Annotated in this window: 18 protein-coding genes; 7 read left to right on the forward strand and 11 right to left on the reverse strand. The window is 66.1% G+C overall.

All coding sequences use genetic code 11. The annotated features are described in order from the left end of the window. The first annotated feature begins 102 nt into the window (after positions 1–102). Together CEY08_RS18840 and CEY08_RS18845 are read left to right on the forward strand one after the other, a co-directional pair. The gene (locus tag CEY08_RS18840) at positions 103–2,733 is read left to right on the forward strand and encodes a TonB-dependent receptor (RefSeq protein ID WP_076814344.1); all 2,631 of its coding nucleotides are present in this window, start codon (positions 103–105) and stop codon (positions 2,731–2,733) included. Beyond that, positions 2,706–3,887: a cytochrome-c peroxidase gene (locus CEY08_RS18845; protein WP_076814347.1), complete on the forward strand. Its 1,182-nt coding sequence runs from the start codon at positions 2,706–2,708 to the stop codon at positions 3,885–3,887. The genes CEY08_RS18840 and CEY08_RS18845 overlap by 28 nt, the downstream gene beginning before the upstream one ends. Before the next feature lie 52 nt (positions 3,888–3,939). Here the strand turns inward: CEY08_RS18845 and CEY08_RS18850 are convergent, their stop codons facing one another. From CEY08_RS18850 to CEY08_RS18860, 3 genes are read right to left on the reverse strand one after another with little or no spacing between them, the layout of a single operon-like run. Then, positions 3,940–4,245, reverse strand: coding sequence for a chorismate mutase (locus CEY08_RS18850; RefSeq protein ID WP_042794152.1), 306 nt, complete (start codon positions 4,243–4,245; stop codon positions 3,940–3,942). A gap of 5 nt (positions 4,246–4,250) precedes the next feature. After that, positions 4,251–6,545 (reverse strand): UvrD-helicase domain-containing protein, encoded by a 2,295-nt coding sequence (locus CEY08_RS18855; RefSeq protein ID WP_063642404.1) that lies wholly within the window; start codon positions 6,543–6,545, stop codon positions 4,251–4,253. After that, the gene (locus CEY08_RS18860; RefSeq protein ID WP_042794154.1) at positions 6,542–7,750 is read right to left on the reverse strand and encodes a DesA family fatty acid desaturase; all 1,209 of its coding nucleotides are present in this window, start codon (positions 7,748–7,750) and stop codon (positions 6,542–6,544) included. Before CEY08_RS18860 ends, CEY08_RS18855 begins: the two co-directional genes overlap by 4 nt. Before the next feature lie 355 nt (positions 7,751–8,105). On the opposite strand from CEY08_RS18860, the gene CEY08_RS18865 reads away from it, so the two are divergent. Beyond that, a complete protein-coding gene (locus CEY08_RS18865) occupies positions 8,106–8,501 on the forward strand; it encodes a hypothetical protein (protein ID WP_042794155.1) in 396 nt (131 codons plus the stop codon). Between the two features lie 14 nt (positions 8,502–8,515). Here the strand turns inward: CEY08_RS18865 and CEY08_RS30345 are convergent, their stop codons facing one another. Together CEY08_RS30345 and purN are read right to left on the reverse strand one after the other, a co-directional pair. Next, positions 8,516–9,862: an RsmB/NOP family class I SAM-dependent RNA methyltransferase gene (locus CEY08_RS30345; protein ID WP_076817777.1), complete on the reverse strand. Its 1,347-nt coding sequence runs from the start codon at positions 9,860–9,862 to the stop codon at positions 8,516–8,518. An 844-nt stretch (positions 9,863–10,706) separates the two neighbouring features. Continuing rightward, positions 10,707–11,363: a phosphoribosylglycinamide formyltransferase gene (purN, locus tag CEY08_RS18875; RefSeq protein ID WP_088607760.1), complete on the reverse strand. Its 657-nt coding sequence runs from the start codon at positions 11,361–11,363 to the stop codon at positions 10,707–10,709. 134 nt (positions 11,364–11,497) lie between these two features. Here purN and CEY08_RS18880 point away from each other — a divergent pair, with 134 nt between their 5' ends. The 4 genes from CEY08_RS18880 (at position 11,498) to coaBC (ending at position 17,212) form a co-directional block, all read left to right on the forward strand. Continuing rightward, entirely contained in the window at positions 11,498–12,463 is a 966-nt protein-coding gene (locus CEY08_RS18880) for a bifunctional riboflavin kinase/FAD synthetase (protein ID WP_063642401.1), read from the forward strand. Beyond that, the gene (gene ileS / locus CEY08_RS18885; protein ID WP_076814349.1) at positions 12,453–15,314 is read left to right on the forward strand and encodes an isoleucine--tRNA ligase; all 2,862 of its coding nucleotides are present in this window, start codon (positions 12,453–12,455) and stop codon (positions 15,312–15,314) included. The genes CEY08_RS18880 and ileS overlap by 11 nt, the downstream gene beginning before the upstream one ends. A gap of 2 nt (positions 15,315–15,316) precedes the next feature. Beyond that, the gene (gene lspA, locus CEY08_RS18890; protein WP_063642400.1) at positions 15,317–15,850 is read left to right on the forward strand and encodes a signal peptidase II; all 534 of its coding nucleotides are present in this window, start codon (positions 15,317–15,319) and stop codon (positions 15,848–15,850) included. Between the two features lie 165 nt (positions 15,851–16,015). After that, on the forward strand, positions 16,016–17,212 hold the full coding sequence (coaBC, locus tag CEY08_RS18895; protein WP_076814351.1) for a bifunctional phosphopantothenoylcysteine decarboxylase/phosphopantothenate--cysteine ligase CoaBC: 1,197 nt from the start codon (positions 16,016–16,018) through the stop codon (positions 17,210–17,212). An 84-nt stretch (positions 17,213–17,296) separates the two neighbouring features. Here the strand turns inward: coaBC and CEY08_RS18900 are convergent, their stop codons facing one another. From CEY08_RS18900 to CEY08_RS18925, 6 genes are all read right to left on the reverse strand, one after another. After that, complete coding sequence (locus tag CEY08_RS18900; protein ID WP_076814353.1) at positions 17,297–18,190, reverse strand: cation diffusion facilitator family transporter; 894 nt, start codon at positions 18,188–18,190, stop codon at positions 17,297–17,299. A 117-nt stretch (positions 18,191–18,307) separates the two neighbouring features. Next, positions 18,308–19,297: a Bug family tripartite tricarboxylate transporter substrate binding protein gene (locus CEY08_RS18905; RefSeq protein WP_076817780.1), complete on the reverse strand. Its 990-nt coding sequence runs from the start codon at positions 19,295–19,297 to the stop codon at positions 18,308–18,310. Positions 19,298–19,416: 119 nt separating this feature from the next. Further along, the gene (locus CEY08_RS18910) at positions 19,417–20,103 is read right to left on the reverse strand and encodes an AroM family protein (RefSeq protein ID WP_076814355.1); all 687 of its coding nucleotides are present in this window, start codon (positions 20,101–20,103) and stop codon (positions 19,417–19,419) included. After that, positions 20,100–21,029, reverse strand: a complete 930-nt coding sequence (locus tag CEY08_RS18915; RefSeq protein ID WP_042794162.1) for a DUF1177 domain-containing protein — start codon at positions 21,027–21,029, stop codon at positions 20,100–20,102. The genes CEY08_RS18910 and CEY08_RS18915 overlap by 4 nt, the downstream gene beginning before the upstream one ends. Further along, positions 21,026–21,730, reverse strand: coding sequence for a dipeptidase PepE (gene pepE / locus CEY08_RS18920; RefSeq protein ID WP_042794163.1), 705 nt, complete (start codon positions 21,728–21,730; stop codon positions 21,026–21,028). The genes CEY08_RS18915 and pepE overlap by 4 nt, the downstream gene beginning before the upstream one ends. 65 nt (positions 21,731–21,795) lie before the next feature. Beyond that, on the reverse strand, positions 21,796–22,563 hold the full coding sequence (locus CEY08_RS18925; RefSeq protein WP_042794164.1) for an IclR family transcriptional regulator: 768 nt from the start codon (positions 22,561–22,563) through the stop codon (positions 21,796–21,798). Positions 22,564–22,672: the final 109 nt, after the last annotated feature.

Consider the following 22,672-nt stretch of genomic DNA (forward strand, 5'->3'; position numbering starts at 1 on the left):
GGTAAATGAGAATCGATATAAATTATTCATGAGCAATCCACTGAGGTAAACCGCGCCTGGACACGTCCTACGGCTGACATCAACACCCGCTTGGACGCATTTATGTCGCTTCACCCTATTGACCGGCGCGCTCGCCGGGCTGGCGCTACGGCGCTGCTCATCGCCTCCTTGATCACGATTTCTCCGGCTGCTGCCCAGCCTGCCGCCCCCACCGCCTATAACCTGCCGGCGCAGCCGCTGGGGGACGCGCTGCTCGCACTGGGCCGGCAAGCCAGCCTGGAGATATCGTTCCCGCCTGCGGCAGTGGCAGGCAAGGTCTCGCCCCCGCTGCAGGGGGAGTATTCGCCGCTGCTCGCCCTGAATCATCTGCTGGCGGGCTCCGGGCTGTCGTTACGGGCAGACGGCCCCGGCCGCTACATCGTGTACGTGGACAAGACCACTCAGTTTTCCGCCTTGCGCCTGGACGCCGTGCGTGTCTACGGAGAGCAGATCGGCGAACGCATCTACACCCGCGAGGACATCGCCGAAACCCCCAGCTCCAATCGCGACCTCAGCACACTGGTGGCAACGCATCCGGCCGTGCGCACCAATCCGGGCGCCGCCGGCTCGCAAAACCGCGGCTCGCTGAACGTGGAAGACATTTCGTTCCACGGTTCCAGCCCCTATCAGAACCTGTTCCAGCTGGACGGCATGGACGCGACCAATCGCGTGGACCCGGCCAGCAAGAACCTGAACCTGCAGGTCGGCAACGTACCCAGCAACCCTCAGTCGTACTTCGTCGACACCAGTCTGCTGGATGAAGTGCGCGTGCACGACAGCTTCGTGCCAGTGGAGTACGGCCGCTTCACGGGTGGCGTCGTGGATGCAAGATTGCGCCGGTTCTCCGGCGAGAATCGGCTCAACCTCGACTATCGCTGGAACACATCCAAGATGACGCGGCAGGAGGTGGCCGAAGGCGAGCAGAACAGTTGGGCCCAGGGCAAGCCGGGCTACTCGCCGGAATGGAAAAAGCGCTTCTATTCCGCCGTGGGCGACCTCGCCTTCAATGAAAAATCGGGAGCCGTACTGGCCATGTCGCGGCGCGAATCGGACATCACGCGCTGGAACATGGGTGTGGACGCAAAGGGGCAGCCAGCCCCGGGACAGGACACCTACAGCGACCGGATCGACAATTTCCTGGGCAAGTTCAGCGTGCGCGCCAGCGTCGACACCACCGCCGACCTGACCCTGAAGTACAGCGACCGCAGCGAAACGCTGGCCAGCGACCTGTTCCGGCATACGCGTTGGGACAACAACCATGCCGCGCGCGGCATAGGCGCGAATGTGGACCACTATTTCCAGGGAGGACGGCTGGCGCTGCAGGCGGGCTGGGATCGTTCGCTCAGCAACCGGGAGTCCGTCGGCGACGAGCTGGTGACGTTTCGCCCCTATGGGCTGCCGCTGTACACCGCCGGCGGCTTCGGCAAGGAACAAACGCGCCAGGACACCTGGACACTGAAAGGCCGGATCGACCTGGATCCGATGCGCACGGGCGTATTCACGCACATCCCCTATGCGGGCATCGAACTGAACCGGGTACAGGCGAACTTCGAACGCTTCCAGGAAAGCCACTCGTATCAACGCGCCTACAACCGCGACGGCAGCTACCGGGATTTCAGCAAGGTCCGCTACCTGCCCGGAACCGTGGACGTGAACTACAACATGGCGAGCCTGTACTTGTCGGATCGCATCGAATGGGAACGGCTGGCCCTGGACGCCGGCCTGCGCTATGACCGCGAGACGTTCCTGCAGAGCGGCAATGTGTCGCCACGCACGCGGCTGGACTGGGATGTGACCGGTTCGGGCGACACGTTGCTCAGTGCAGGCTGGTCGCGCTACTACGGTTCCGGCGTGCTGGAGACAGCGCTCGAAGAAGAAAGAAGCCGCTTGCGGCGGCAGGTTCTGGACAGGAACGGAAATCCCGTGGCGGATGGCAGCAAGGAATATTACGTCCAGTACAAGGGCCTGCGCATGCCGTATGACGACGAGTGGGCGGTATCGCTGCGCCAGCGCATGGCGGGCATGGAAGGCGTGCTGAGCTATGTGCGCCGCAACGGCCGCGATCAGTGGACCAAGACCGGCAACGAAAAGGACGGCTACCGCTATACCAATGCCGGCTTGTCCACGACCGACGGTGTCAGCCTCTCGGTCCGCACGCTGGAGCCCTGGCGCCTGGGTGAAACGCGCTGGAACATGCAGGCGAGCTGGAGCTGGCAGAAGCGCAAAACCAACGCGGACCTGGTCGAAGGCTATACCGGCGATGCCCGCGATCCCGACGAATACGTGATCTACAACGGCTCGCGCATGCGCGCCATCGACTTGCCCCCCTCCTCCTTCTACCAGCCGCAAGTCGCCACGCTGAGCCTGGTTGGCGCATGGCCGCGCGCCGGCCTGACCTGGAGCAACATGGTGAACTGGCGCAGCAAGCGCGATGCCACCATCTACGTGGGATTGGGACCGCGCCCGGATTACCTGGACCGCTTCGAGTCCGGCGAGATTCCGTCCTACTGGACCTGGGACACCAAGCTCGCCTGGAACCCGGCGTTCGCGCGCAGCCTGGAGTTCACGGTCGAGGTGCTGAATGTGCTGGACCGCCGGCCTGCCCTGACGGCCAGCAACCCAAATCTCAGGACCAACCGCAGCACTTACCAAACGGGACGCGAGCTATGGCTGCAAGTCGGTTATCGATTCTGATCCTGGGCGCCGCGCTGACGCTGGCGAGTTCCGCACCCCGTGCGGATCCGGAACCCATCACGGGCCTGCCGGTCTGCAAGAACTCGGCCGGTTGGGATGCCGCGTGCCTGCGGCGGCACTACTCGGGTCCGCCTGCGTCCTGGCCTGCGCCCACGATCGATCCCGGCGTGACCTGGCGTGAATGGGGGCCGGTGCCGCCCGCCGCCAGCCCTCCCCTGGGTTGGACGGCGCCCAATGGCGGCCAGCAGGAACTGACCGCCGACGTGGCCCGTCCCGCGGTCATCGCGTTGGGACAGATGCTGTTCTTCGACACCCGGTTGTCGCGCAAGGGGCAGGTGTCCTGCGCCTCCTGTCACGTGCCGCAGCGCGCTTTCACGGATGGACTCGCGCTGGCGATCGGCGAAGACAAGCTGATGGGCAGGCGGCGCTCCATGCCGCTGTATGCGGCGCCGTTCGCGCCGCGACTATTTTGGGACGGGCGCGCCGCCAGTCTCAAGGAACAGGTGCTGGGCCCACTGCACGATCCCCGTGAAATGAACCACGATGCCGACGGCGCCGTGACGCGCCTGCTGGCAAGCGAGCCATATCCCGCTCAGTTTCTCCAGGCGTTTGGCCCAGCGTCCGCGTCGCAACCTCCGGTGGATGCGGACCGGTTGGCTCGCGCGCTGGCCGCCTACGTGGCAACGCTGCGGCCTGAGCCCACGCGCTTCGATGCGTTTCTGGGCGGCCAATCGGACGCTTTGGACGACGGCGAGCTGATCGGCATGCATCTGTTCCGCACCCAGGCCCGCTGCATGAACTGCCACAGCGGCCCGATGCTGACGGACCACCAGTTCCACAACATCGGCCTGTCGTTCTATGGACGTCGCAACCAGGACCTGGGCCGCTACGAAGTGACCCGCGCCCCCGCCGACCTGGGCGAATTCCGCACGCCCAGCCTGCGCAATGTGTCGCGGGCCGGCCCGTGGATGCACAACGGCTTGTTCGCGGACCTCAAGGGCTTGCTGCGCATGTACAACGCCGGCATGGGCCGAGACCCGGCGCCCGCCGATCCGCCCGATCCCTATGCGCCGCGCAAGTCCGAGCACATCCGGCCGCTGGCGCTGAGCGCGGACGAGATCGACGCCTTGCTGGCGTTCATGAAGGTTCTATAAGGGGAAAGCGGAAAGGCGGCGGCCCGGAGCCCCGGGCGCCGCCGGCCTGGCTTTACGAGTAGGGACGCTCGCGCAGGCGGGTGTGGTGATCGACCACGGTGTCGATCACTTCGCGCAAGATGGTTTCGGCAAGCGCGGGCGGCACGCCAGCCTCTTGCGCGAGGCGGCGGATGCGCTCGACCTGCTGTTCCTCGCGCTGGGGATCCACCAGATCCATGCCCAGCTCGCGCTTGAGTTCACCGATCATGTCCGTGCAACGGAACCGCACGCCCAGGAGCAGCATGATCTGCTGGTCGATTTCATCGACCTCGGCGCGCAGCGACGCCAACTCGGCTTTGGGAGAATCGTTGTTGGCCATGTATGTCAACCTTGAACAATATCGAGCTTGGCGATGCCCAACGCCAAAGTCTTGGCGCCCACGTCGCGGAACTGGATTTCAGCCTGGGCGTCCTGCCCTGCTCCGCTCAAGCCGATGATCGTGCCCTCGCCGAACCGCGCGTGGTGCACGCCCTGACCTACACGATACTGCTTGTCGCCCACCGTGACACCGGTGGTGACGCTGCGGGCTTGACGCGGCGCAATGGTATTGGTGGGCTTGCGTCCAAAAGCGTCACCCCGATTGCCGCCTCCCCAGCCTGCTCCCGTACCGCCGATCTGCGCGAGGCCCGCCTTGGGCGACAGCCACTTCAGATGCTGCTCGGGAATTTCGTCCAGGAAGCGGGAACGCATCGCGTAACGCGTCTGGCCATGCAGCATCCGGCTTTGCGCCAGGCTGATGTACAGGCGCTGGCGCGCGCGCGTGATCGCCACGTACATCAGGCGGCGCTCTTCCTCGAGCCCGGACGCTTCCAGCACGCTGTTCTCATGCGGGAACAGCCCCTCTTCCAGCCCGGTGATGAACACGGCGTCGAACTCCAGGCCCTTGGCGGCGTGCACGGTCATGAGCTGCACCGCATCTTGCCCCTGCTGGGCCTGGTTGTCTCCCGCTTCCAGCGCCGCATGCGACAGGAACGCGGCCAGCGGTGTCAGGCCATCGGACGCCACGACGGGCGCGTCCACCACGCCCGCGTTGAGCGTGGATGCCGTGTCCTGTTCGGGCACCACGCCGGCAGGCATGCCGTCGTAGTTCTCCTCGGACGCGAAAACCGCCGCGGCCGTGATCAGTTCGTTCAGGTTCTCCAGGCGTTCCGCGCCTTCGCGTTCGGCCTTGTAATGCGCGTTCAGGCCGCTGGCCTCGAGCATGTGCTCGACCATTTCCGGCAGCGGCAGGTCACGGGTTTCTTCGATCAGGCGGTGGATCAGCTGCGCGAACTGGGCCAGATTGGATCCGCCCTTGCCGCCCACCAGCGCCACGGCCGCGTACAGGCTGGTGTCGTGCGCGCGCGCGGCGTCGCCCAATTGCTCCAGCGTACGCGCGCCGATACCGCGCGTGGGGAAGTTGACGACCCGCATCCACGACGTGTCGTCGTGGGGATTGGCCATCAGGCGCAGATAGGCCAGCGCGTGCTTGATTTCTTGGCGCTCGAAAAAGCGCAGTCCGCCGTACACCTTGTAGGGGATGCCAGCGGAGAAGATGGCATGTTCCAGCACACGCGATTGCGCATTGCTGCGGTAGAGCACGGCGATCTCGCGGCGCAGGCTGCCTTCGCGGATCAAGGAACGGATCTCGTCCACGATCCACTGCGCTTCCATGCCGTCGGACGGTTGTTCGATGACGCGCACCGGCTCGCCGTCGCCCTGCTCGGTCCAGAGATTCTTGCCCAGCCGGCCGGTATTGTGGCCGATCAGCGCATTGGCCGAATCCAGGATGTGGCCGTAGGAACGGTAGTTCTGCTCCAGGCGGATCACGGTGCCGCGCGCGTAATCGCGCTCGAAGTCGGCCATGTTGCCGACGTTGGCGCCTCGGAACGCATAGATGGACTGGTCGTCGTCGCCCACCGCGAAGATCGCGGCGCCGCCGCCGGCCAGCAGGCGCAGCCACTTGTATTGCAGCGTGTTGGTGTCCTGGAACTCGTCGACCAGGATGTGGCGGAAGCGGCGCTGGTAGTGCTCGCGCACGGGCGCATTGCGCGACAGCAGCTCGTAGGCGCGCAACAGCAGCTCGGCGAAGTCCACCACGCCCTCGCGCAGGCACTGGGCCTCGTAGAGCTGGTAGATCTCGATCAGGCGGCGGCGATGGGCATCATAGGCTTCGACATCGGCCGGACGCAGGCCCTCTTCCTTGGCGCCGTTGATAAAGCGCTGCACATCGCGGGGAGGATACTTCTCGTCGTCGACGCCGTTGGCCTTCATGAGGCGCTTGATCGCCGCCAGCTGGTCGGTGACGTCCAGGATCTGGAAACTCTGCGGCAGGCCCGCATCGCGATGGTGCGCACGCAGCATGCGGTTGCACAGCCCGTGGAAGGTGCCGATCCACAAGCCGCGCGTATCGATCGGCAGAATAGCCGACATGCGCGCAAGCATTTCGCGCGCCGCCTTGTTGGTGAACGTAACCGCCAGAAGCCCAAAAGGCGAAGCCTGGCCGGTTTGAATCAGCCAGGCCATGCGGGTGGTAAGCACCCGGGTCTTGCCGCTGCCCGCCCCGGCCAAAACCAGGGCGTGCTGCGGTTCTAAGGTTACTGCGGCGCGTTGTTCAGGATTGAGCTTCTCTAGCATCATGCCGCGTAGCGGCGCAGACGTTGAGCGAATTGCTCGAGCCCGGCGATGCCGCTTTGCTGGGCGCGCTGGCACCAGGCCTGCAGGTCATGAAGGAGCTGTTCGCTGCTGGCGCTGGAGCTTTCCCAGATCCGGCCGAGTTCGCGGCGCATCTGCACCAGGGTGGCCAAGGACTTGTTCTGGGCGATGGCCTGATCCACGGCGGCAACCTGTTCGGGCTGCAGGATGTCCTCGTTGCGGTGGATGGCGCGGCGCACGCTGTGCAGCTTGGTCCAGTCGCATTCGGCGCTGCCCTTGTTGCGCGAATCCTTCAGCTTGGCCAGCTCTTCGCGGGCGGCGCTCTTGATCACGTCCGCATAGCGGGCCATGACTTCGTAGCGGTGCGTGATCACGCCCTGCAGGGTGCGCAGGTCGATGCCGGTCTTGCTGTCGTCCAGCTTGAGCTTGGGCGCGACCTTCTTGATCTTGGCCAGGCCAAAGAACTTGAGGATGTTGATGTAGCACCAGCCGATGTCGAACTCGTACCACTTGGCCGAGAACTTGGCCGACGTGCCATGGGCGTGGTGGTTGTTGTGCAGCTCTTCGCCGCCGATCACGATGCCCCAGGGGAACACGTTGGTGCTGGTGTCCGGGCTGTTGTAGTTGCGGTAGCCCCAGTAGTGGCCGATGCCGTTGACGACGCCGGCGGCCCAGAAGGGAATCCAGGCCATCTGCACGGCCCAAACCGTCACGCCGATGGCGCCGAACAGGGCGATGTCGATGGCGAGCATGGTCAGCACGCCCCACAGGCTGTGCTTGCTGTAGACGTTGCGCTCGAGCCAGTCGTCAGGCGTGCCGTGGCCGAACTTGGCCATGGTTTCCTTGTTGTTCGATTCTTCGCGGTACAGTTCCGCGCCGCGGAACAGCACCTTCCAGATGCCGAACAGGATGGGCGAATGGGGATCGCCTTCCTTTTCGCACTTGGCGTGATGCTTGCGGTGAATGGCCACCCATTCCTTGGTGACCATGCCGGTCGTCATCCAGAGCCAGAAACGGAAGAAGTGCATCACGGCTGGATGCAAATCCAGACCACGGTGCGCTTGGCTGCGATGGAGGAAAACCGTGACCGACACAATCGTGATGTGCGTCACAACCAGAGTGAACACGACAATCTGCCACCAAGTTGCTTGGGTCAGACCGCCGGCAATGAAGGAAAGGATGTAATCCATAAAGCTGTTAGGAGCCTCGCTAGAGAAGTGCCTGGAGTTTAGCTTACCTTGGCCGACTTATGACAAGGTAGTTTCAAAATAGTTTTTGAGCGAAATCAAGGACTAAGCCCCGGTTTTTCAGGACAAAAACCCACTCTCGCCACCGGAAACGCAGGTTGCGAGGCCGAGCCTTGCGGCACGCGGCGCTAGGGCCGTCCTCCCCAGGGAAAGTGGGGGGCATACGCGAAGGCGCAAGGGTTGGGCTCAATTTCGCGATTAAAGTTCCTGTCAGCTTGGTATCCGGTCTTGAAGCAGACTTGCGGCTGGCGCACACTGCGGGTGCTTTGCCTACCAAACTGTCTCTTTTGTCCCACTGATGTTGCTGAAACAAATACGTCCCTATTTTTTTTGCATCCTGGCCTCGCTGGGAACCGCCCTGCCCGCCGCCGTTTCCGCGCAAACGCTGAAGTCCGGCGACGTCGCCGTGCTGGCCTCGTACTACGAGATCCGCGGATCGGATTGCCTGGCGTTGCGCGCGCCGCGGGTCGCGCTGACCATGACGCCGCGCCTGGGCAAGGCCAACATCATGCAGACGCGAGGCCAGTCCAGCGATTCCGGACGTTGCGCATACCAGACCGTGCCGGTGTCCCAGGTAATCTACCAGGCGGACCAGGCAGGCAGTGACACCCTGGCCTGGGAGGTGAAATACCAGAACAAGACCCTGGGCACGCGGCGCTACAGCGCCACGGTGGTGGTGACGCCGGGTCCCTGACCCGGCGCCTGCGTTCAGGCCGGCTGGTCCTGGTCGCCGGCCGGGGTTTCTGCGGCGGGTTCCTGGGGCGGAACTTCGCTGGTTTCCGCCGCGTGGGCGTCGTCCGCCCCGGCTGCCGCACCCTTCTTCCGCCGCTCGAACACGGCGGCGAAAAAGCCGTCGGTGCCATGCACATCGGGACGCAGCTGGACGTAGGGGCCGTCCAGCTTCAGGTTTTCGCAACGGGCAGCCAGGATCTCCGCGGCATCCAGGCGTTCGAAATCAGGATGGCTGGCGAGGAAACGCTCGGCCTGCACTTCGTTTTCCTCGGCCAGCAGGCTGCAGGTGGCGTATACCAGGCGCCCTCCCGGGGCGACGCAGCGCGCCGCGCTATTCAGGATACGTTCCTGGAGCTGCCCCAGTTCGGCCAGCGCCTCGGGATGCTGGCGCCATTTCAGGTCCGGATTGCGGCGCAGCGTACCGATGCCGCTGCATGGCGCGTCAACCAGTACGCGCTGAGCCTTGCCGGCCAGGCGCTTCACGCGAGCATCGTTTTCGCTATCGATGACCACGGGCACCACGTTGGACAGGCCGCTGCGCGCGAAACGGGGCTTGGCACGCGCCAGGCGGGCCGCGGATACGTCGAATGCGTACAGGCGGCCGGTGGAGCGCATCAGCGCGCCCAGCAGCAAAGTCTTGCCGCCAGCGCCGGCGCAGAAGTCGATGATCATTTCGCCGCGGCGCGGGCCCACCAGCAGCGCCAGCAACTGGCTGCCCTCGTCCTGGACTTCAATGCTGCCGTTCTCGAACTGCGGCCAGCGATTGATGGCCGGACGCCCTTCCATGCGGATGCCCCAGGGCGAATAGCGCATGGCGACGGGCTCGTAGCGCCCGGCGCCTTGCTGCAGTTCAGCGAGCATGGCGTCGCGCTCGACCTTGAGGGGATTGACGCGCAGATCCAGGCTGGCCTGGCGGTTCAACGCCTCGATCAGGGTGTCGGGGCTGTCCATGGCGCCCAGACGCTCGTCCAGCCAGTCCGGGATGCTGCCTCGCACGGCGCGCGGCAGGGTCGCCGGGTCGATTTGCGACACGCGCTGGAGCCATTCGGCTTCGGCGGCGTCCATGCCTTCGGAGAGTTCGTTGGCGCCCAGCGTCGCCGCCAGGCCCAGGATGGCCAGGCGGCGCGAGGCGGGCCCGACGCCGCTTTCACCGAATTGGCGGTACCGGCGCAGATGGCGCAGCACGTCGTAAACGGCTTCGGCGACCTCGGAACGGTCGCGCGCGCCCAGGTTGGGATGGTTGCGCAGCCAGTGCGACAGGGCCGCATCGGCCGGATAGGTCCACTGCAGGATCTCGCCCAGGACGCGCTGGACCTGGTCTATGCGGATCGCCGCGTGCGACAGGCGCGGGCGGTTGAATTGGGGCTTCGGCGGACGGTCCTGGCCGCCGTATCCTTGACCGTGGCCGCCCTCGCCGCCACGCGGACCGGCATACTGGCCGCGCTCGCCGCCTCGGGGGGAGCCATGGGATGGCCGCGCATCCTGCCGGCCTTCGCGGCGTTCCGAACCGTAGGACGCGCGTTCGCCGCCTCGGCCTTCGCCGCGCGGGGCGTCATACGACGGACGCGGACCCGGACGGCCCTCGCGGCGTTCCGAACCGTAGGAACCGCGTTCGCCGCCTCGGCCTTCGCCGCGCGGGGCGTCATAGGACGGGCGCGGACCCGGACGGCCCTCGCGGCGTTCCGAACCGTAGGAACCGCGTTCGCCGCCTCGGCCTTCGCCGCGCGGAGCGTCATAGGACGGGCGCGGGCCCGGACGGCCTTCATGGCGCTCGGAACCATAAGAAGCGCGTTCGCCGCGGCCCTCGCCGCGCGTCGGATCGAAGGACGGACGGGGGCTCGGACGGCCTTCGCGGCGGTCCGAACCGTAGGAACCGCGTTCACCGCCGCGGCCTTCGCCGCGCGGCGCGTCGTAGGACGGGCGCGGCGTCGGTCGACCGCCCGAGCGCTCGTCGCGGCTGCCGCCGGAACGGTCGTCGCGGGCGCTGTCGCGTGCGATAGGGGCGCGCGCGTCGCCCTTGGGACGCGAGAAAAAGGACCGACCGTCGCGGCCTTCGGAGGCGGCCCTGGCGGCGCCTGCCGGACGAGAACGCGGAGATTGGGGTTTAGTCATGGTGTATTCCAGTGGGGCGGAGGGCTTCCGCCCGAAAAATGCGGTTCAGGGCCGATCAAGCGGCCGGCGACCAGGCGAAAAGGCGGTCGGGATCGCCCAGCACGTTCACGCGGTGATCGCTGGTCAGGGTAACCCGGCCTTCGGCGAGCCAGCGCACCGCCGCCGGAAACGCCCGGTGTTCCACCGCCAGCACGCGCTCGGCCAGCGACTCGGGCGTGTCGCCCGCCAGGACCGGCACGCAGCCCTGCGCAATGATGGGGCCGTGATCCAGCACCGGCGTGACGAAGTGCACGGTGCAGCCATGCACGCGCACGCCAGTCGCCAGGGCCTGGGCGTGCGTATGCAGCCCCGGAAATGCCGGCAACAGGGACGGATGGATGTTCACCAGCCGGCCGGCATAGTGATTGACGAAGCCCGGTGTCAGCACGCGCATGAAACCCGCCAGAATGACGTAATCGGGCTCGTACCGGTCGATTTCGGCGGCCAGCGCGGCGTCGAAGGCTTCGCGGCTGGCGTAGTCCTTGTGGTACAGCGCGGCGGTGGGGATGCCCTGATGGGACGCCCATTCGAGGCCCGCGGCTTCGGGCTTGCTGGCAATGACGGCGGCGACTTCGGCCGGCCAACCTTCGTTACGGCAAGCCTGGGCCAACGCCTGCATGTTGCTGCCGCGCCCCGAAATCAGGATGACGAGGCGGCGTTTGGGGGGAGATATTTCCGGCAAGATAAGGAATTCCAAGGGAAATCGGGCTCGTCCGCCCCCGGCAATCCCGCGTGCGGCAATGGCCTGGACGCGCGGCAGGAAAGGACAGGAACAAACCCGGAATCCAAAATTGTAAACTCTCGCTCGTGAAACCATCGCTGCGCATCTACCGATCCCTGCCCCCGCCCGACCGGCGCGCCCCTTGCGCGCTGACGATCGGCAACTTCGACGGCGTCCATCGCGGACACCAGGCCATGCTGGCGCGCGTCTGCCAAGTCGCGCGCGACCGCAACCTGACGCCCGCCGTGATGACCTTCGAGCCGCATCCGCGGGAATATTTCGCCACGCTCAACCAACGCCCGGAATTGGCGCCCACCCGTATATCGGGTTTGCGCGACAAACTGGCGGCGCTGGCGCGCTACGGCATATCCCAAGTCGTGGTGGAACGCTTCAACGCCCGCCTGGCCGAAATGTCCGCCAATGCCTTCATCGAGCAACTGCTCGTGCAGGGGCTGCATGCCAAATGGCTGCTGGTGGGCGAGGATTTCCGTTTCGGGCACAAACGCAGCGGCGACATCGACCTGTTGCGCGAGGCCGGCCTGCGCCATGGCTTCGAGGTGCAGACCCTGTCTGACGTGACCGACCAACAGGGGCACCGGATATCGAGTTCCGAGGTGCGCACCGCCCTGGCGGTGGGCGACCTGGAACGCGCCCGTCATCTGCTGGGGCATCCCTACCACATCAGCGGCCATGTGATCCACGGGCAGAAGCTGGGCCGCACGCTGGGTTTTCCCACCATGAATCTGCGCGTGGCCGAGCGCTGCGCCGCGCGCTCGGGCATTTACGTCGTGCAGGTCTACGGCCTGGCAGACCATCCGCTGCCGGCGGTCGCCAGCCTGGGCGTGCGCCCCACCGTGGAAGATCGTGGGCGCGTGCTGCTGGAGTCACACCTGCTCGACGAGACTGTCGACGCTTACGGTAAACTCGTACGCGTCGAGTTCCTGCAAAAGCTGCGGGACGAAGAAAAATTTCCTGACCTCCCTTCCCTGACTGCCGCCATCGCCGAAGACGCGCGAAACGCGCGCGCCTATTTTGCCGTTCATGGACTATAAAAAGACCCTCAACCTGCCCGACACCCCCTTCCCCATGCGGGGCGACCTCGCCCGCCGCGAGCCCGCCTGGATTTCGCAGTGGGAGGAAAACCACGTCTACCAGGCGATCCGCGCCGCAAGCCGCGGCCGGCCGCGCTTCGTGCTGCACGACGGCCCGCCTTACGCCAACGGCGACATCCACATCGGCCACGCAGTCAACAAGATCCTGAAGGACATCATCGTCAAGAGCCGCAACATGGCCGGCTATGACGCGCACTATGTCCCGGGCTGGGACTGTCATGGCATGCCGATCGAAATCCAGATCGAAAAGAAGTACGGCAAGCACCTGCCCGTGGCCGAAGTGCAATCCAAGGCCCGCGCCTATGCGCTCGAACAGATCGACCGCCAGCGCAAGGACTTCAAGCGCCTGGGCGTGCTGGGCGAGTGGGATCGTCCCTACATGACGATGAACTTCAGCAATGAGGCCGACGAGATCCGCGCGCTGGGCCGCATCCTGGACAAGGGTTATGTGTTCCGCGGACTGAAGCCCGTGAACTGGTGTTTCGACTGTGGTTCGGCGCTGGCCGAGGCCGAAGTCGAGTACGCCGATCGCGTGGACCCGGCGGTCGACGTGGCCTTCCCGTTTGCCGAGCACGCCAAGCTGGCCAAGGCCTTCGGCCTGGACTCGGTGGACGACGGCGCCATCGTCATCTGGACCACCACGCCCTGGACGATTCCGTCCAACCAGGCGCTCAACCTGCATCCGGAAATCGAATACGCGCTGGTGCGCGTATCGCCCGTGCCGAAGTTCGGCCCGCTGCTGCTGATCGCCAAGGAGCGCGTCGAGGACTGCCTGAAGGCCTGGAACCTGGAAGGCGAAGTGATAGCCACGGCCCCGGGCTCGGCACTGTCGGGCATTGAATTCCGCCATCCGCTGGCGCAATTCAACGCCGCCTACGACCGCAAGTCGCCGGCCTACCTGGGCGACTACGTAACGGCTGACTCCGGCACCGGCGTGGTGCACTCGGCGCCGGCCTACGGCATCGAGGACTTCCTGTCGTGCAAGGAACACGGCATGAAGGACACCGACTTCATCAGCCCGGTCATGGGCGACGGCAAGTATGTGGACAGCCTGGCGCTGTTCGGCGGCCTGTCCATCTGGGACGCCAACCCGAAGATCGTCGAGGCCCTGCAGGAAGCCGGCGCGCTGATGCACGTGGAAAAGCACAAGCACAGCTACATGCATTGCTGGCGCCACAAGACGCCGATCATCTACCGCGCCACCAGCCAGTGGTTTGCCGGCATGGACGTCGCCCCCAAGGACGGCGGCCCGACCCTGCGCGAATCGGCGCTGGCCGGCATCGACGCCACGGCCTTCTATCCGGCCTGGGGCCGCGCCCGCCTGCACGCCATGATCGCCAACCGCCCCGACTGGACCTTGTCGCGCCAGCGGCAATGGGGCACGCCGATGGCCTTCTTCGTGCACAAGGAAACCGGCGAGCTGCACCCGCGCACGTCCGAATTGCTTGAGCAGGTGGCGCAGCGTGTCGAGCAAGGCGGCATCGAGGCCTGGCAGACGCTGGATCCGCGCGAACTGCTGGGCGACGAAGCCGACCAGTACGAAAAGAACCGCGACACGCTGGACGTCTGGTTCGACTCGGGCAGCACGCACGCGACCGTCCTGGGTGGCAAGGACGGCGACTTCGCCGGTTCGCACGGCGCTGAACTGGCCTGGCCCGCCGATCTGTACCTGGAAGGTTCGGACCAGCATCGCGGCTGGTTCCACTCATCGCTGCTGACCGGCTGCATGCTGTATGGCCAGCCTCCCTACAAGGCGCTGCTCACGCATGGCTTCGTGGTGGACGGCCAGGGCCGCAAGATGAGCAAGTCGGTGGGCAACGTGATCGCCCCGCAAAAGGTGTCCGACTCGCTGGGCGCGGAAATCCTGCGCCTGTGGGTCGCATCCACCGATTACTCGGGCGAATTGTCCATCTCGGACGAGATCCTCAAGCGCGTGGTCGAGGGCTACCGCCGCATCCGCAACACGCTGCGCTTCCTGTTGGCCAACCTGGCCGACTTCGACGCCGTGACGCAGGCCGTGCCCTACGGCGAACTCTTCGAGATCGACCGTTACGCGCTGGCCATGACGGCGCAGATGCAGGCTGAAGTCCAGGCCAACTACGAACGCTATGACTTCCACCCGGCTGTGTCGCGCTTGCAGACCTTCTGCTCGGAAGACCTGGGCGCGTTCTACCTGGACATCCTGAAGGACCGCCTGTACACGTCGGCCGTGGACAGCCGCGCGCGCCGCTCTGCCCAGACGGCCCTGCTGGACATCACGCAGACGCTGCTCAAGCTGATGGCCCCGATCCTCTCCTTCACGGCCGAGGAAGCCTGGAAGGAACTGGTCGATTCCGCCCTGAAGAACCAGGCCGACGCCGCCCGCACCACGATCTTCACCGAGGTCTACCACGTCCTGCCGCCGTTCGCGGACGCAGACGCCCTGTCGGCCAAGTGGACCCGCCTGCGTGCCATCCGCGCCGAAGTCCAGCGCAAGCTGGAAGAAGTGCGCACGGCCGGCGACATCGGTTCGTCGCTGCAGGCCGAAGTGGATCTGTATGCCAGCGGCGCCGACCAGGAACTGCTGGCCAGCCTGGGCGACGACCTGCGCTTCGTGCTGATCGTCTCGCGCGCAACCGTGCATGCGGGTGAAGCCGAGACCCGCGTCGAGGTCACGCCGTCCACGCACAAGAAGTGCGAGCGCTGCTGGCACTGGCGCCTGGACGTGGGCCAGGACGCTGATCACCCCGAGATCTGCGGCCGCTGCGTGTCCAACCTGTTCGGCTCGGGCGAAGCCCGCGACAAGGCCTGAGCATGGCTCGCGCCTCCGAACCGGAAGTGGCCGGCGCTGCGGCGCCTGCCCGCCCCGCGCCGGCGCGCGTGGGCGGCTGGCTGGCGCTGGCGCTTGCCATCATCGTGCTGGACCAGTTGACCAAGATCTACTTCAACACCTCGTTCCAGTACGGCGAACGCGTCAATGTGCTGCCGGTCTTCGACTTCACGTTGATGTACAACCGCGGCGCCGCATTCAGTTTCCTGGCGTCCGAGGAAGGCTGGCAGCGCTGGCTGTTCACCGGCCTGGGCTGCGTGGCGGCGGTGGTCATCACCATCATCCTGCGTCGCACCCATGGCCAGCCCCGCTTCAGCCTGGCGCTGACCCTGATCCTGGGCGGCGCCATCGGCAACGTCATCGACCGCGTGGTCTATGGCCACGTGGTGGACTTTCTGCTGTTCTATTGGAACGACTCCTACTTTCCCGCCTTCAACCTGGCGGACGTAGGCATCACCTGCGGCGCCGTGCTGCTGGTGCTGGACGAGCTTCTGCGCGGCCGCAAGGCCAAGGCCTGACCATGGCTTGCCGGGGCGCCCGCCCCGGCCTCCCCCCGCCGCTTTCCCCGGTTTTTGTTCTGTTTGATGCCCCCTGAACGCATCGCGAACAGCGCAATGCCGCAATGCAGAATAAAATCACTGTCCGTTCCTCGTTTTCACGGCGCTGAACCCGCCGCCTCCCTCATGCTCGATCTCGCCCGCAAACGCATCGTCCTCGGCCTGACCGGCGGCATCGCCTGCTACAAAATCGCCGAGTTGGTGCGGCGCATGACCGAACAAGGCGCCACAGTCGATGTGGTGATGACCGAGGCGGCCACGCACTTCATTACCCCAGTCACCATGCAGGCCCTGTCGGGCCGCCCCGTGTTCGTGGACGCATGGGACGCCCGCGTGCCCAACAACATGGCGCACATCGATCTGACGCGCGGCGCGGACGCGGTGTTGATCGCGCCCGCCAGCGCAGACTTCATGGCCAAGGTGGCGCATGGCATGGCGGACGACCTGCTGTCCACGCTATGCCTGGCGCGCGCCTGTCCCCTGCTGGTCGCGCCCGCCATGAATCGTGAGATGTGGGCCAATCCGGCCACGCAGCGCAATGTCGAGCAATTGCGCGCCGATGGCATCAGCGTGCTGGGCCCCGCCGCCGGCGAACAGGCTTGCGGCGAAACGGGCGACGGCCGCATGCTGGAAGCGCATGAACTGCTGGCCGACCTGATTGCCTTCTTCCAGCCCAAGCTGCTGGCTGGCCGTCACGTCCTGCTGACCGCCGGCCCCACCTCCGAACCCGTGGACCCGGTGCGCGTGTTGAGCAACCGGTCGTCCGGCAAGACCGGCTATGCCTTGGCACGCGCCGCGCGCGAAGCCGGCGCCCGCGTCACCCTGATTTCAGGCGCGACCTTCCTGCCGGTGCCGCGCGGCGTCACCGCGCTGTCCGTCACCACCGCTCGCCAGATGCACGACGCCGTAATGGCCAGCGCGGCCGACGCGGACATTTTCATCGCCGTGGCCGCAGTGGCGGACTGGCGCGTCAAGAACGTCAGCACCCAGAAGCTGAAAAAAACCAGCGAGGGCGGCGGCGCCCCCTTGATGGAATTCGAACCCAATCCGGACATCCTGGCCGAAGTGGCCAAGCTGCCCAATGGCCCCTGGTGCGTGGGCTTCGCCGCTGAAACCGAAAAGCTGGCCGAGCATGCCGAAGCCAAGCGCATGCGCAAGGGCATCCCGTTGCTGGTGGGGAACCTGGCCCATAAAGTCATGGACGCGGACACGACCGAGCTGGTCTTGTTCGACGAGCACGGCACGCACCCCCTGCCCGCGGCCGACAAGCTTGACGCGGCGCGCCGCCTGATCGCCGAAATCGCAGCCCGATTGCCCGGTTAAAAACGGGCCTGGTATCCAGGCCTTGATACCGATGAACCCCTGTCCGCGGACGGGGGTTTTTCTTTGTTCGCGGGCGGGCCGTGCCTAGTGGATGTGTTCCTGCGAGGAACGGTCATCGCGCTCCATTTGCAGCGTCGTATGGTGCAGGTCGAAATCCGCTTGCAGCCGGGTTTCGATGTCGCGGCGCACCTGCTCTGCGTCTGCTCCGGCCGCCAGAACGACGTGGCCCGTCAGCATCGGATTGCTTTGTGTCACCGCCCACAGATGAATGTCGTGGATGGAGGCTACACCGGCGGTGCTGGCGATGGCATCGCGCACTGCCTGCAGGCTCATGCCCGGCGGGACGCCTTCGAGCAGAATGTTCACGCATTCGCGCAGCAGCACCCAGGTGCGCGGAAACACCATGAACCCTATGCCCACCGCCAGCGCGGAATCCACCCAGCGCCAGCCCGTGAACCAGATGAGCGCGGCGCCCACGATGACGCCGATCGAGCCCAGCATGTCGGCCCATACCTCAAGGTATGCGCCCTTCACGTTCAGGCTTTCGTCCTTGGCGCTGGCCAGCAGGCGCATGGCGATCAGGTTGACGACCAGACCGACCGCGGCCACGGCCAGCATGCCCAGCGACTGGATGTCCTGCGGCGCCGATATCCGCTGGTAGGCCTCGTACAGGATGTAGAACGCGACGCCCAGCAACACCAGCGCGTTGACCGCCGCCGCCAGGATCTCGAAGCGGGCGTAGCCGTAGGTACGCATCAGGTCGGCCGCCTTGCGGCCCGCGCGTATCGCCACCAGCGCCAGCAACAGCGCCATGGCGTCGGTCAGCATGTGCATCGCGTCGGAAATCAATGCCAGGCTGCCGGTGATCATCCCGCCCGCCACTTCCACCAGCATGAACGTGCCCGTCAGGGCAAGCGCGATCCAGAGGCGGGATTCAGGCAACGCGCGCACGTCGCCGTGCTGATGGCTATCGCTCATTGCTGTCCTTGTCGGATAAAGGCTCTATAAAAAAGCCTGAAGCCGCTTCAGAGTCAAGCGCGACCGGCCGCGCAATAAAAAAACCCTCCGGAGTAGCGGAGGGTTTGTCGGCCTGGCTTACTGCTCCAGGCTGATGTTGGCTGCCTTGACGATGTCCGCCCACTGCTGGCGGTCCTTCTCCAGGAACTGGCCGAATTGCTCAGGCGTCATGCCCGTGACCGGCTCGGAACCCAGACCCGCCATCTTCTCGACCAGAGCCGGCTGCTTCAGCACGTCCTGCATGGCCGCGTAGTAGGCGGCAAGCACGTCGGCAGGCAGACCGGCGGGCGCGAAAACGCCTTGCCAGGTCGGCATGTCGAACCCCTTCAGGCCCTGCTCGTCCAGCGTGGGCACGTTGGGCAGTTGCGGCGCGCGCTTGAGCGATGCCACCGCGATCGCCTTCACCTTGCCCTGCGAGGCCAGCGGCGCCGCGGTGGAGATGTTGTCCATCGTCATGGCGATGTGGCCACCCAGCAGATCGGTGATGACGGGCGCGGCGCCGCGGTATGCGGCGTGCGGCACCTTCACGCCCAGCTTGTACAACATGGTCTCGGCGATCAGGTGGTTGGAAATGCCCACGCCAGCGGTGCCATAGGTAGCGGTCGGCGTCTTCTGGAAGTATTCCTTCAGCTCGGCCAGGTTGTTGGCCGGCACGTCCTTGTTCACGATGACCACGTTGGGCTGCACGGCGGCCAGCGTGATAGGCGTGAAATCGGCCGGCTTGTAGTTCGTGCCCTTGGGGTTCAGGACATGCGTGATGGCCATCGAACCGGCGGCGGCGATGCCAATGGTGTAGCCGTCCGCAGGCGACTGCGCCAGGCGATAGGCCATGATGTTGCCGCCCGCGCCGGCCAGGTTTTCGACCACGACGGGCTGGCCCAGGCGCTGCGACAGCGGCTCGGCCAAAAGACGCGCCAGGGTGTCGGCGGAACCCCCGGGGGCGAAGCCCACCAGCAGGCGCACCGGCTTGGCGGGTTTCCAGGCGTCGGCGGCAAACGCCGGCGCGGCCGTCATGGCGGTGACGGCGAACAGTGCGCCTGCGGCGCGATACAGAGTACGGCTGAACATGAAAAACACTCCCAACGATTGATTGACGAAGCCTGCTTCGTCTCCTCTCGCCGCTCGTCCGCCCCAGCCCCGCCGCCCACCCGGGTGCGCGGCAAGGTTGCGGGACGGTTCCCGCGGCGTTATTCCAATATTTGCGCCAGCGTCTGCGCGACCATGCGGTTGGACAGCAGCACCGGGCGGCCCGAGGCTTGCGCCACCGCAAGGCGCATGCGCTCGGCATAGCCCATGCAATGCATGACGATCAGGTCGCAGGATGCGAGTTCACGGCCGGCCCGCTCAAAATTGCGGGCAGCCTGCTCGGGGTCGGCCTCGTAGGGCGAGGCGTGCACGACCAGGGTCTCGCAGGACAAGGGCACGACCATGTGGAAGGCGTCGACCTGGGCTTCCAGAGGCACCACCAGCCCCACTTTGCGGCAGTGCTCGGCCAGGCCTGCGACCAGATGGTCCACGACCTGCTGCGGTTCAACCACCAGCGTACGCATCGGAGCGATCGCGGTGCCGGTGCACAGCGGCACCAGCACGTCGTAGCCCGAGGCATCGGCCTGGCGCATGACATCAGCCAGCCGCGCCTCGGCGGCGGCTGCATCCAGCACGATCTGCGAGCCGTCGCGCAGGCGCGTGGCGAAGCGGTACTCGCCCGGCTTCGGCGCCAGCGCGGCCAGGCCGGCGGCGTCCAGGCCGTCGAGCGCGCCGAACTCGTCAATGCGCACCTGCGCGCCCAGCAGCGACGCCATCTCGGGCACCACGTCGCTGCGCGGCGACTGTCCGATGGTGAAGAACGCCACGCGGCGCTGTGGCGCGCTCATGCCGCGCTCCCGCTTTCGCGGCCCACGGTCTGCAGATGCGCCATCGACCCATAACGGCCCTGCAGCGCAGCCCATTCGGCTTCATCCACGAACGTCATGGCGCCTTGGCCGTAGAGCTTGGCGATTTCGATGCAGAAGCGCATGGCGACATCGGCGTCCACGGCATTGGTGACGCCGGTGGCGCAGCCCGGGACCGTGGTCTGCGCGGTCAGCGCCACGCCCACCACCGGCGCACCCGTGACGATCGTGGGCTGCATCAGCGAATTCACGTGCCACAAGCCATTTTCGTACGGCGTAATGTCTTGGGTGGTCAGCGGCAAGGTCACCGGCAGTTCGCCGCTGACCCAGCCCATCACATCCAGCATGGTTTCCGGGATGCGCAGCAGATAGCCCTGGCGGGCGACCGGCGTCAGCGCCACGCCGCGCTTGTTGACCAGCCGGTTGCCGCGTGTGGTGTCCACCGACAGGATGGCGTCCATGCGCGGGTCGACTTCATGGGACATCATTTCGCGCATGGGGAACGGCGAACGCATCATCGGCACCGGATGGTGCGGACGCGTGCCGGCGCGCGGGCAGATGTGCGTGCGGATGCGTACCGTGCCCGGCATGACGTCGCCCTGGCGGGCCATGGCCATGAGCTTGAATGCCGCGGCGATGGCGACCACCGCGCCGTCGCTGTCGGACACCAGGCCGGTGACTGCGGGGCGCGCCCCGATGCCGCCCAGCCGGCCGACGATGCCGAGTTGCGGCGCGGTGTCATCGGCGCCGGGAATCACGATGGAAAGGAACTCGGTTGCGGCGCCGTCGCGCTCCAGCCGGGTCACCTCGACCTCGCAGTTGCCGGCCGCGCGCAATTGCTCGGCCACGGCCTCGCCCGTGATGTGCGCGGAAGACAGCAGTTCAATGGTGTCGATGACGTGCTTCATGCCTGGATCTCCACGGATCCGGGGCGGAACACGCGCGGCTCTTCACGCCCGAGGAACAAGGGCGCGTCGTGCGGGCCGATCAGATCGATCTGGCTGCCACGCACGCGCAGCGCGGAACCTTCCGGCAGGCCCAGCACAGGCATCTGCGGATTCAGCGTGCAGAACTCGGCCAGGCGCTGGGCGCGCGTTTCGCCGCGATGCCCCGGCGGATGGGCGTTGGTGTAGTGCGGATTGATCTGGAACGACAGCAGGCCCAACGCGTCGAAACCCTTCGGGTCCGTGATGGGCATGTCGTTGGTGGTGCAGATACTGGGGCAGCTCAGGTTGGAGCCGGCGCTCCAACCCAGATAGGCCGCGCCGGCGCGCACGCGGCGCGCGATGACCTCAAGCAGGCCTTGGCGACGCAACTGGCCCAGCAGGTTGAACGTATTGCCGCCGCCCACGATGATGACTGCGGCGCCTTCCAGCGCAGCCACGGGATCCGCCGCGCGGTGCAGCCCCTGGATGTCCAGGCCGGTATCCGCCAGCGCCGATGCCACCAGCGCGGTGTATTCGTCCCAGTCGCGCGTCACGCCTGCATAAGGCACGAAAACAGCCGGCGCGCCTTGCGGCAGCGACGCGATCAGTTCGCGGATGTCAGGCAGCGCGTGGACCAGATAGCCGGCATCGCTGCTGGAGTTGCTGAGAAGCAGTAGGTTCATGTGTAGGATTTCCGTAAGGGGATTTTCTGGGTGTCCGGCGGCGCGGACGCATCTGTGGATAGGGTTCAGGCAAGCCAATAGGGATCGTTCAGTTCGCGCCCCAATGCCCCGACCTGCCGCAGCACGGACTCGCGCAAGCGCGCAACCCGGGCGGCATCGGCCTGGAAGGAAACGAACGACAGGCACAGGCCGCGCAGTTCACCAGTGGCGGGGTCGCGTACCGCGGCTGCCACCGCGCCGATGCCCGGCATGGCCTGGTCGATAGCCACGCCACAATGGTCCGCGCGGGTCTGCGCCACCAGGCTGGCCAGCTCACCAACGGTCGCGGGACAGTCCCGGCCTTCCCTTTGCAGCGGCTGATCAGGATCGGCGCCGTACAGCGCCTCGAATTCGGCTTCGCTCAGGCGGGACAGCAACGCGCGACCCATGGCCGTGCCCGACGCCGCGCGGCGCGAGCCGGGCGGCGACAGCACCTGGACCGGGTGCGAACCATTCAGGCGCTGCAGCACCACGGTTTCGCGTTGATTCAACGTGGAGAGGTAGGCGGTGAGCCCGCTGTCGTCGGACAGCCGGGCCAGCACGGCGCGGCAAGCGTCGTCCAGCGGCGTGGCCGCCATGCCGGCGCGCACGGCCTGGGCCAGCATCGCGCCGGCGCGATAGCGGCGCGTGACGGCGTCCTGGTCAAGCAGCCCGTAGTGCTGCATCTGGTTGAGCAGGCGCGAAGCGCTGCTCTTGGGCATGGACAGGCGCGCCGCCACTTCGGTGAAGCTGAGCTCCGACGCCCCTTCCGCGTACAGCCCCAGCACCCGCTGGACGCCATCGAGAATACTCATATTTGTTCCATAAAACGGAACTCTTGTTCCTATTAAGTGAACAAGAATAATGCAGGGTCAAGCTGGCGGTCAATATGGCGCAGCCATGAAAAAGCCCCCGGAATCGCCG

This window comes from Achromobacter insolitus (genome assembly GCF_002209555.1).
GTDB classification, from domain to species: domain Bacteria; phylum Pseudomonadota; class Gammaproteobacteria; order Burkholderiales; family Burkholderiaceae_B; genus Achromobacter; species Achromobacter insolitus.

Bases quoted from the DNA above. Each gene is read 5' to 3' on its own strand.
- CEY08_RS18860 (WP_042794154.1), bottom strand. From the start codon at position 7,750: ATGGATTACATCCTTTCCTTCATTGCCGGCGGTCTGACCCAAGCAACT.
- coaBC (WP_076814351.1), top strand. From the start codon at position 16,016: ATGCTCGATCTCGCCCGCAAACGCATCGTCCTCGGCCTGACCGGCGGC.
- pepE (WP_042794163.1), bottom strand. From the start codon at position 21,730: ATGAACCTACTGCTTCTCAGCAACTCCAGCAGCGATGCCGGCTATCTG.
- CEY08_RS18925 (WP_042794164.1), bottom strand. From the start codon at position 22,563: ATGAGTATTCTCGATGGCGTCCAGCGGGTGCTGGGGCTGTACGCGGAA.
- CEY08_RS18850 (WP_042794152.1), bottom strand. From the start codon at position 4,245: ATGGCCAACAACGATTCTCCCAAAGCCGAGTTGGCGTCGCTGCGCGCC.
- CEY08_RS18855 (WP_063642404.1), bottom strand. From the start codon at position 6,545: ATGATGCTAGAGAAGCTCAATCCTGAACAACGCGCCGCAGTAACCTTA.
- CEY08_RS18840 (WP_076814344.1), top strand. From the start codon at position 103: ATGTCGCTTCACCCTATTGACCGGCGCGCTCGCCGGGCTGGCGCTACG.
- CEY08_RS18915 (WP_042794162.1), bottom strand. From the start codon at position 21,029: ATGAAGCACGTCATCGACACCATTGAACTGCTGTCTTCCGCGCACATC.
- CEY08_RS18905 (WP_076817780.1), bottom strand. From the start codon at position 19,297: ATGTTCAGCCGTACTCTGTATCGCGCCGCAGGCGCACTGTTCGCCGTC.
- CEY08_RS18910 (WP_076814355.1), bottom strand. From the start codon at position 20,103: ATGAGCGCGCCACAGCGCCGCGTGGCGTTCTTCACCATCGGACAGTCG.
- CEY08_RS18865 (WP_042794155.1), top strand. From the start codon at position 8,106: ATGTTGCTGAAACAAATACGTCCCTATTTTTTTTGCATCCTGGCCTCG.
- CEY08_RS18845 (WP_076814347.1), top strand. From the start codon at position 2,706: ATGGCTGCAAGTCGGTTATCGATTCTGATCCTGGGCGCCGCGCTGACG.
- ileS (WP_076814349.1), top strand. From the start codon at position 12,453: ATGGACTATAAAAAGACCCTCAACCTGCCCGACACCCCCTTCCCCATG.
- lspA (WP_063642400.1), top strand. From the start codon at position 15,317: ATGGCTCGCGCCTCCGAACCGGAAGTGGCCGGCGCTGCGGCGCCTGCC.
- CEY08_RS18900 (WP_076814353.1), bottom strand. From the start codon at position 18,190: ATGAGCGATAGCCATCAGCACGGCGACGTGCGCGCGTTGCCTGAATCC.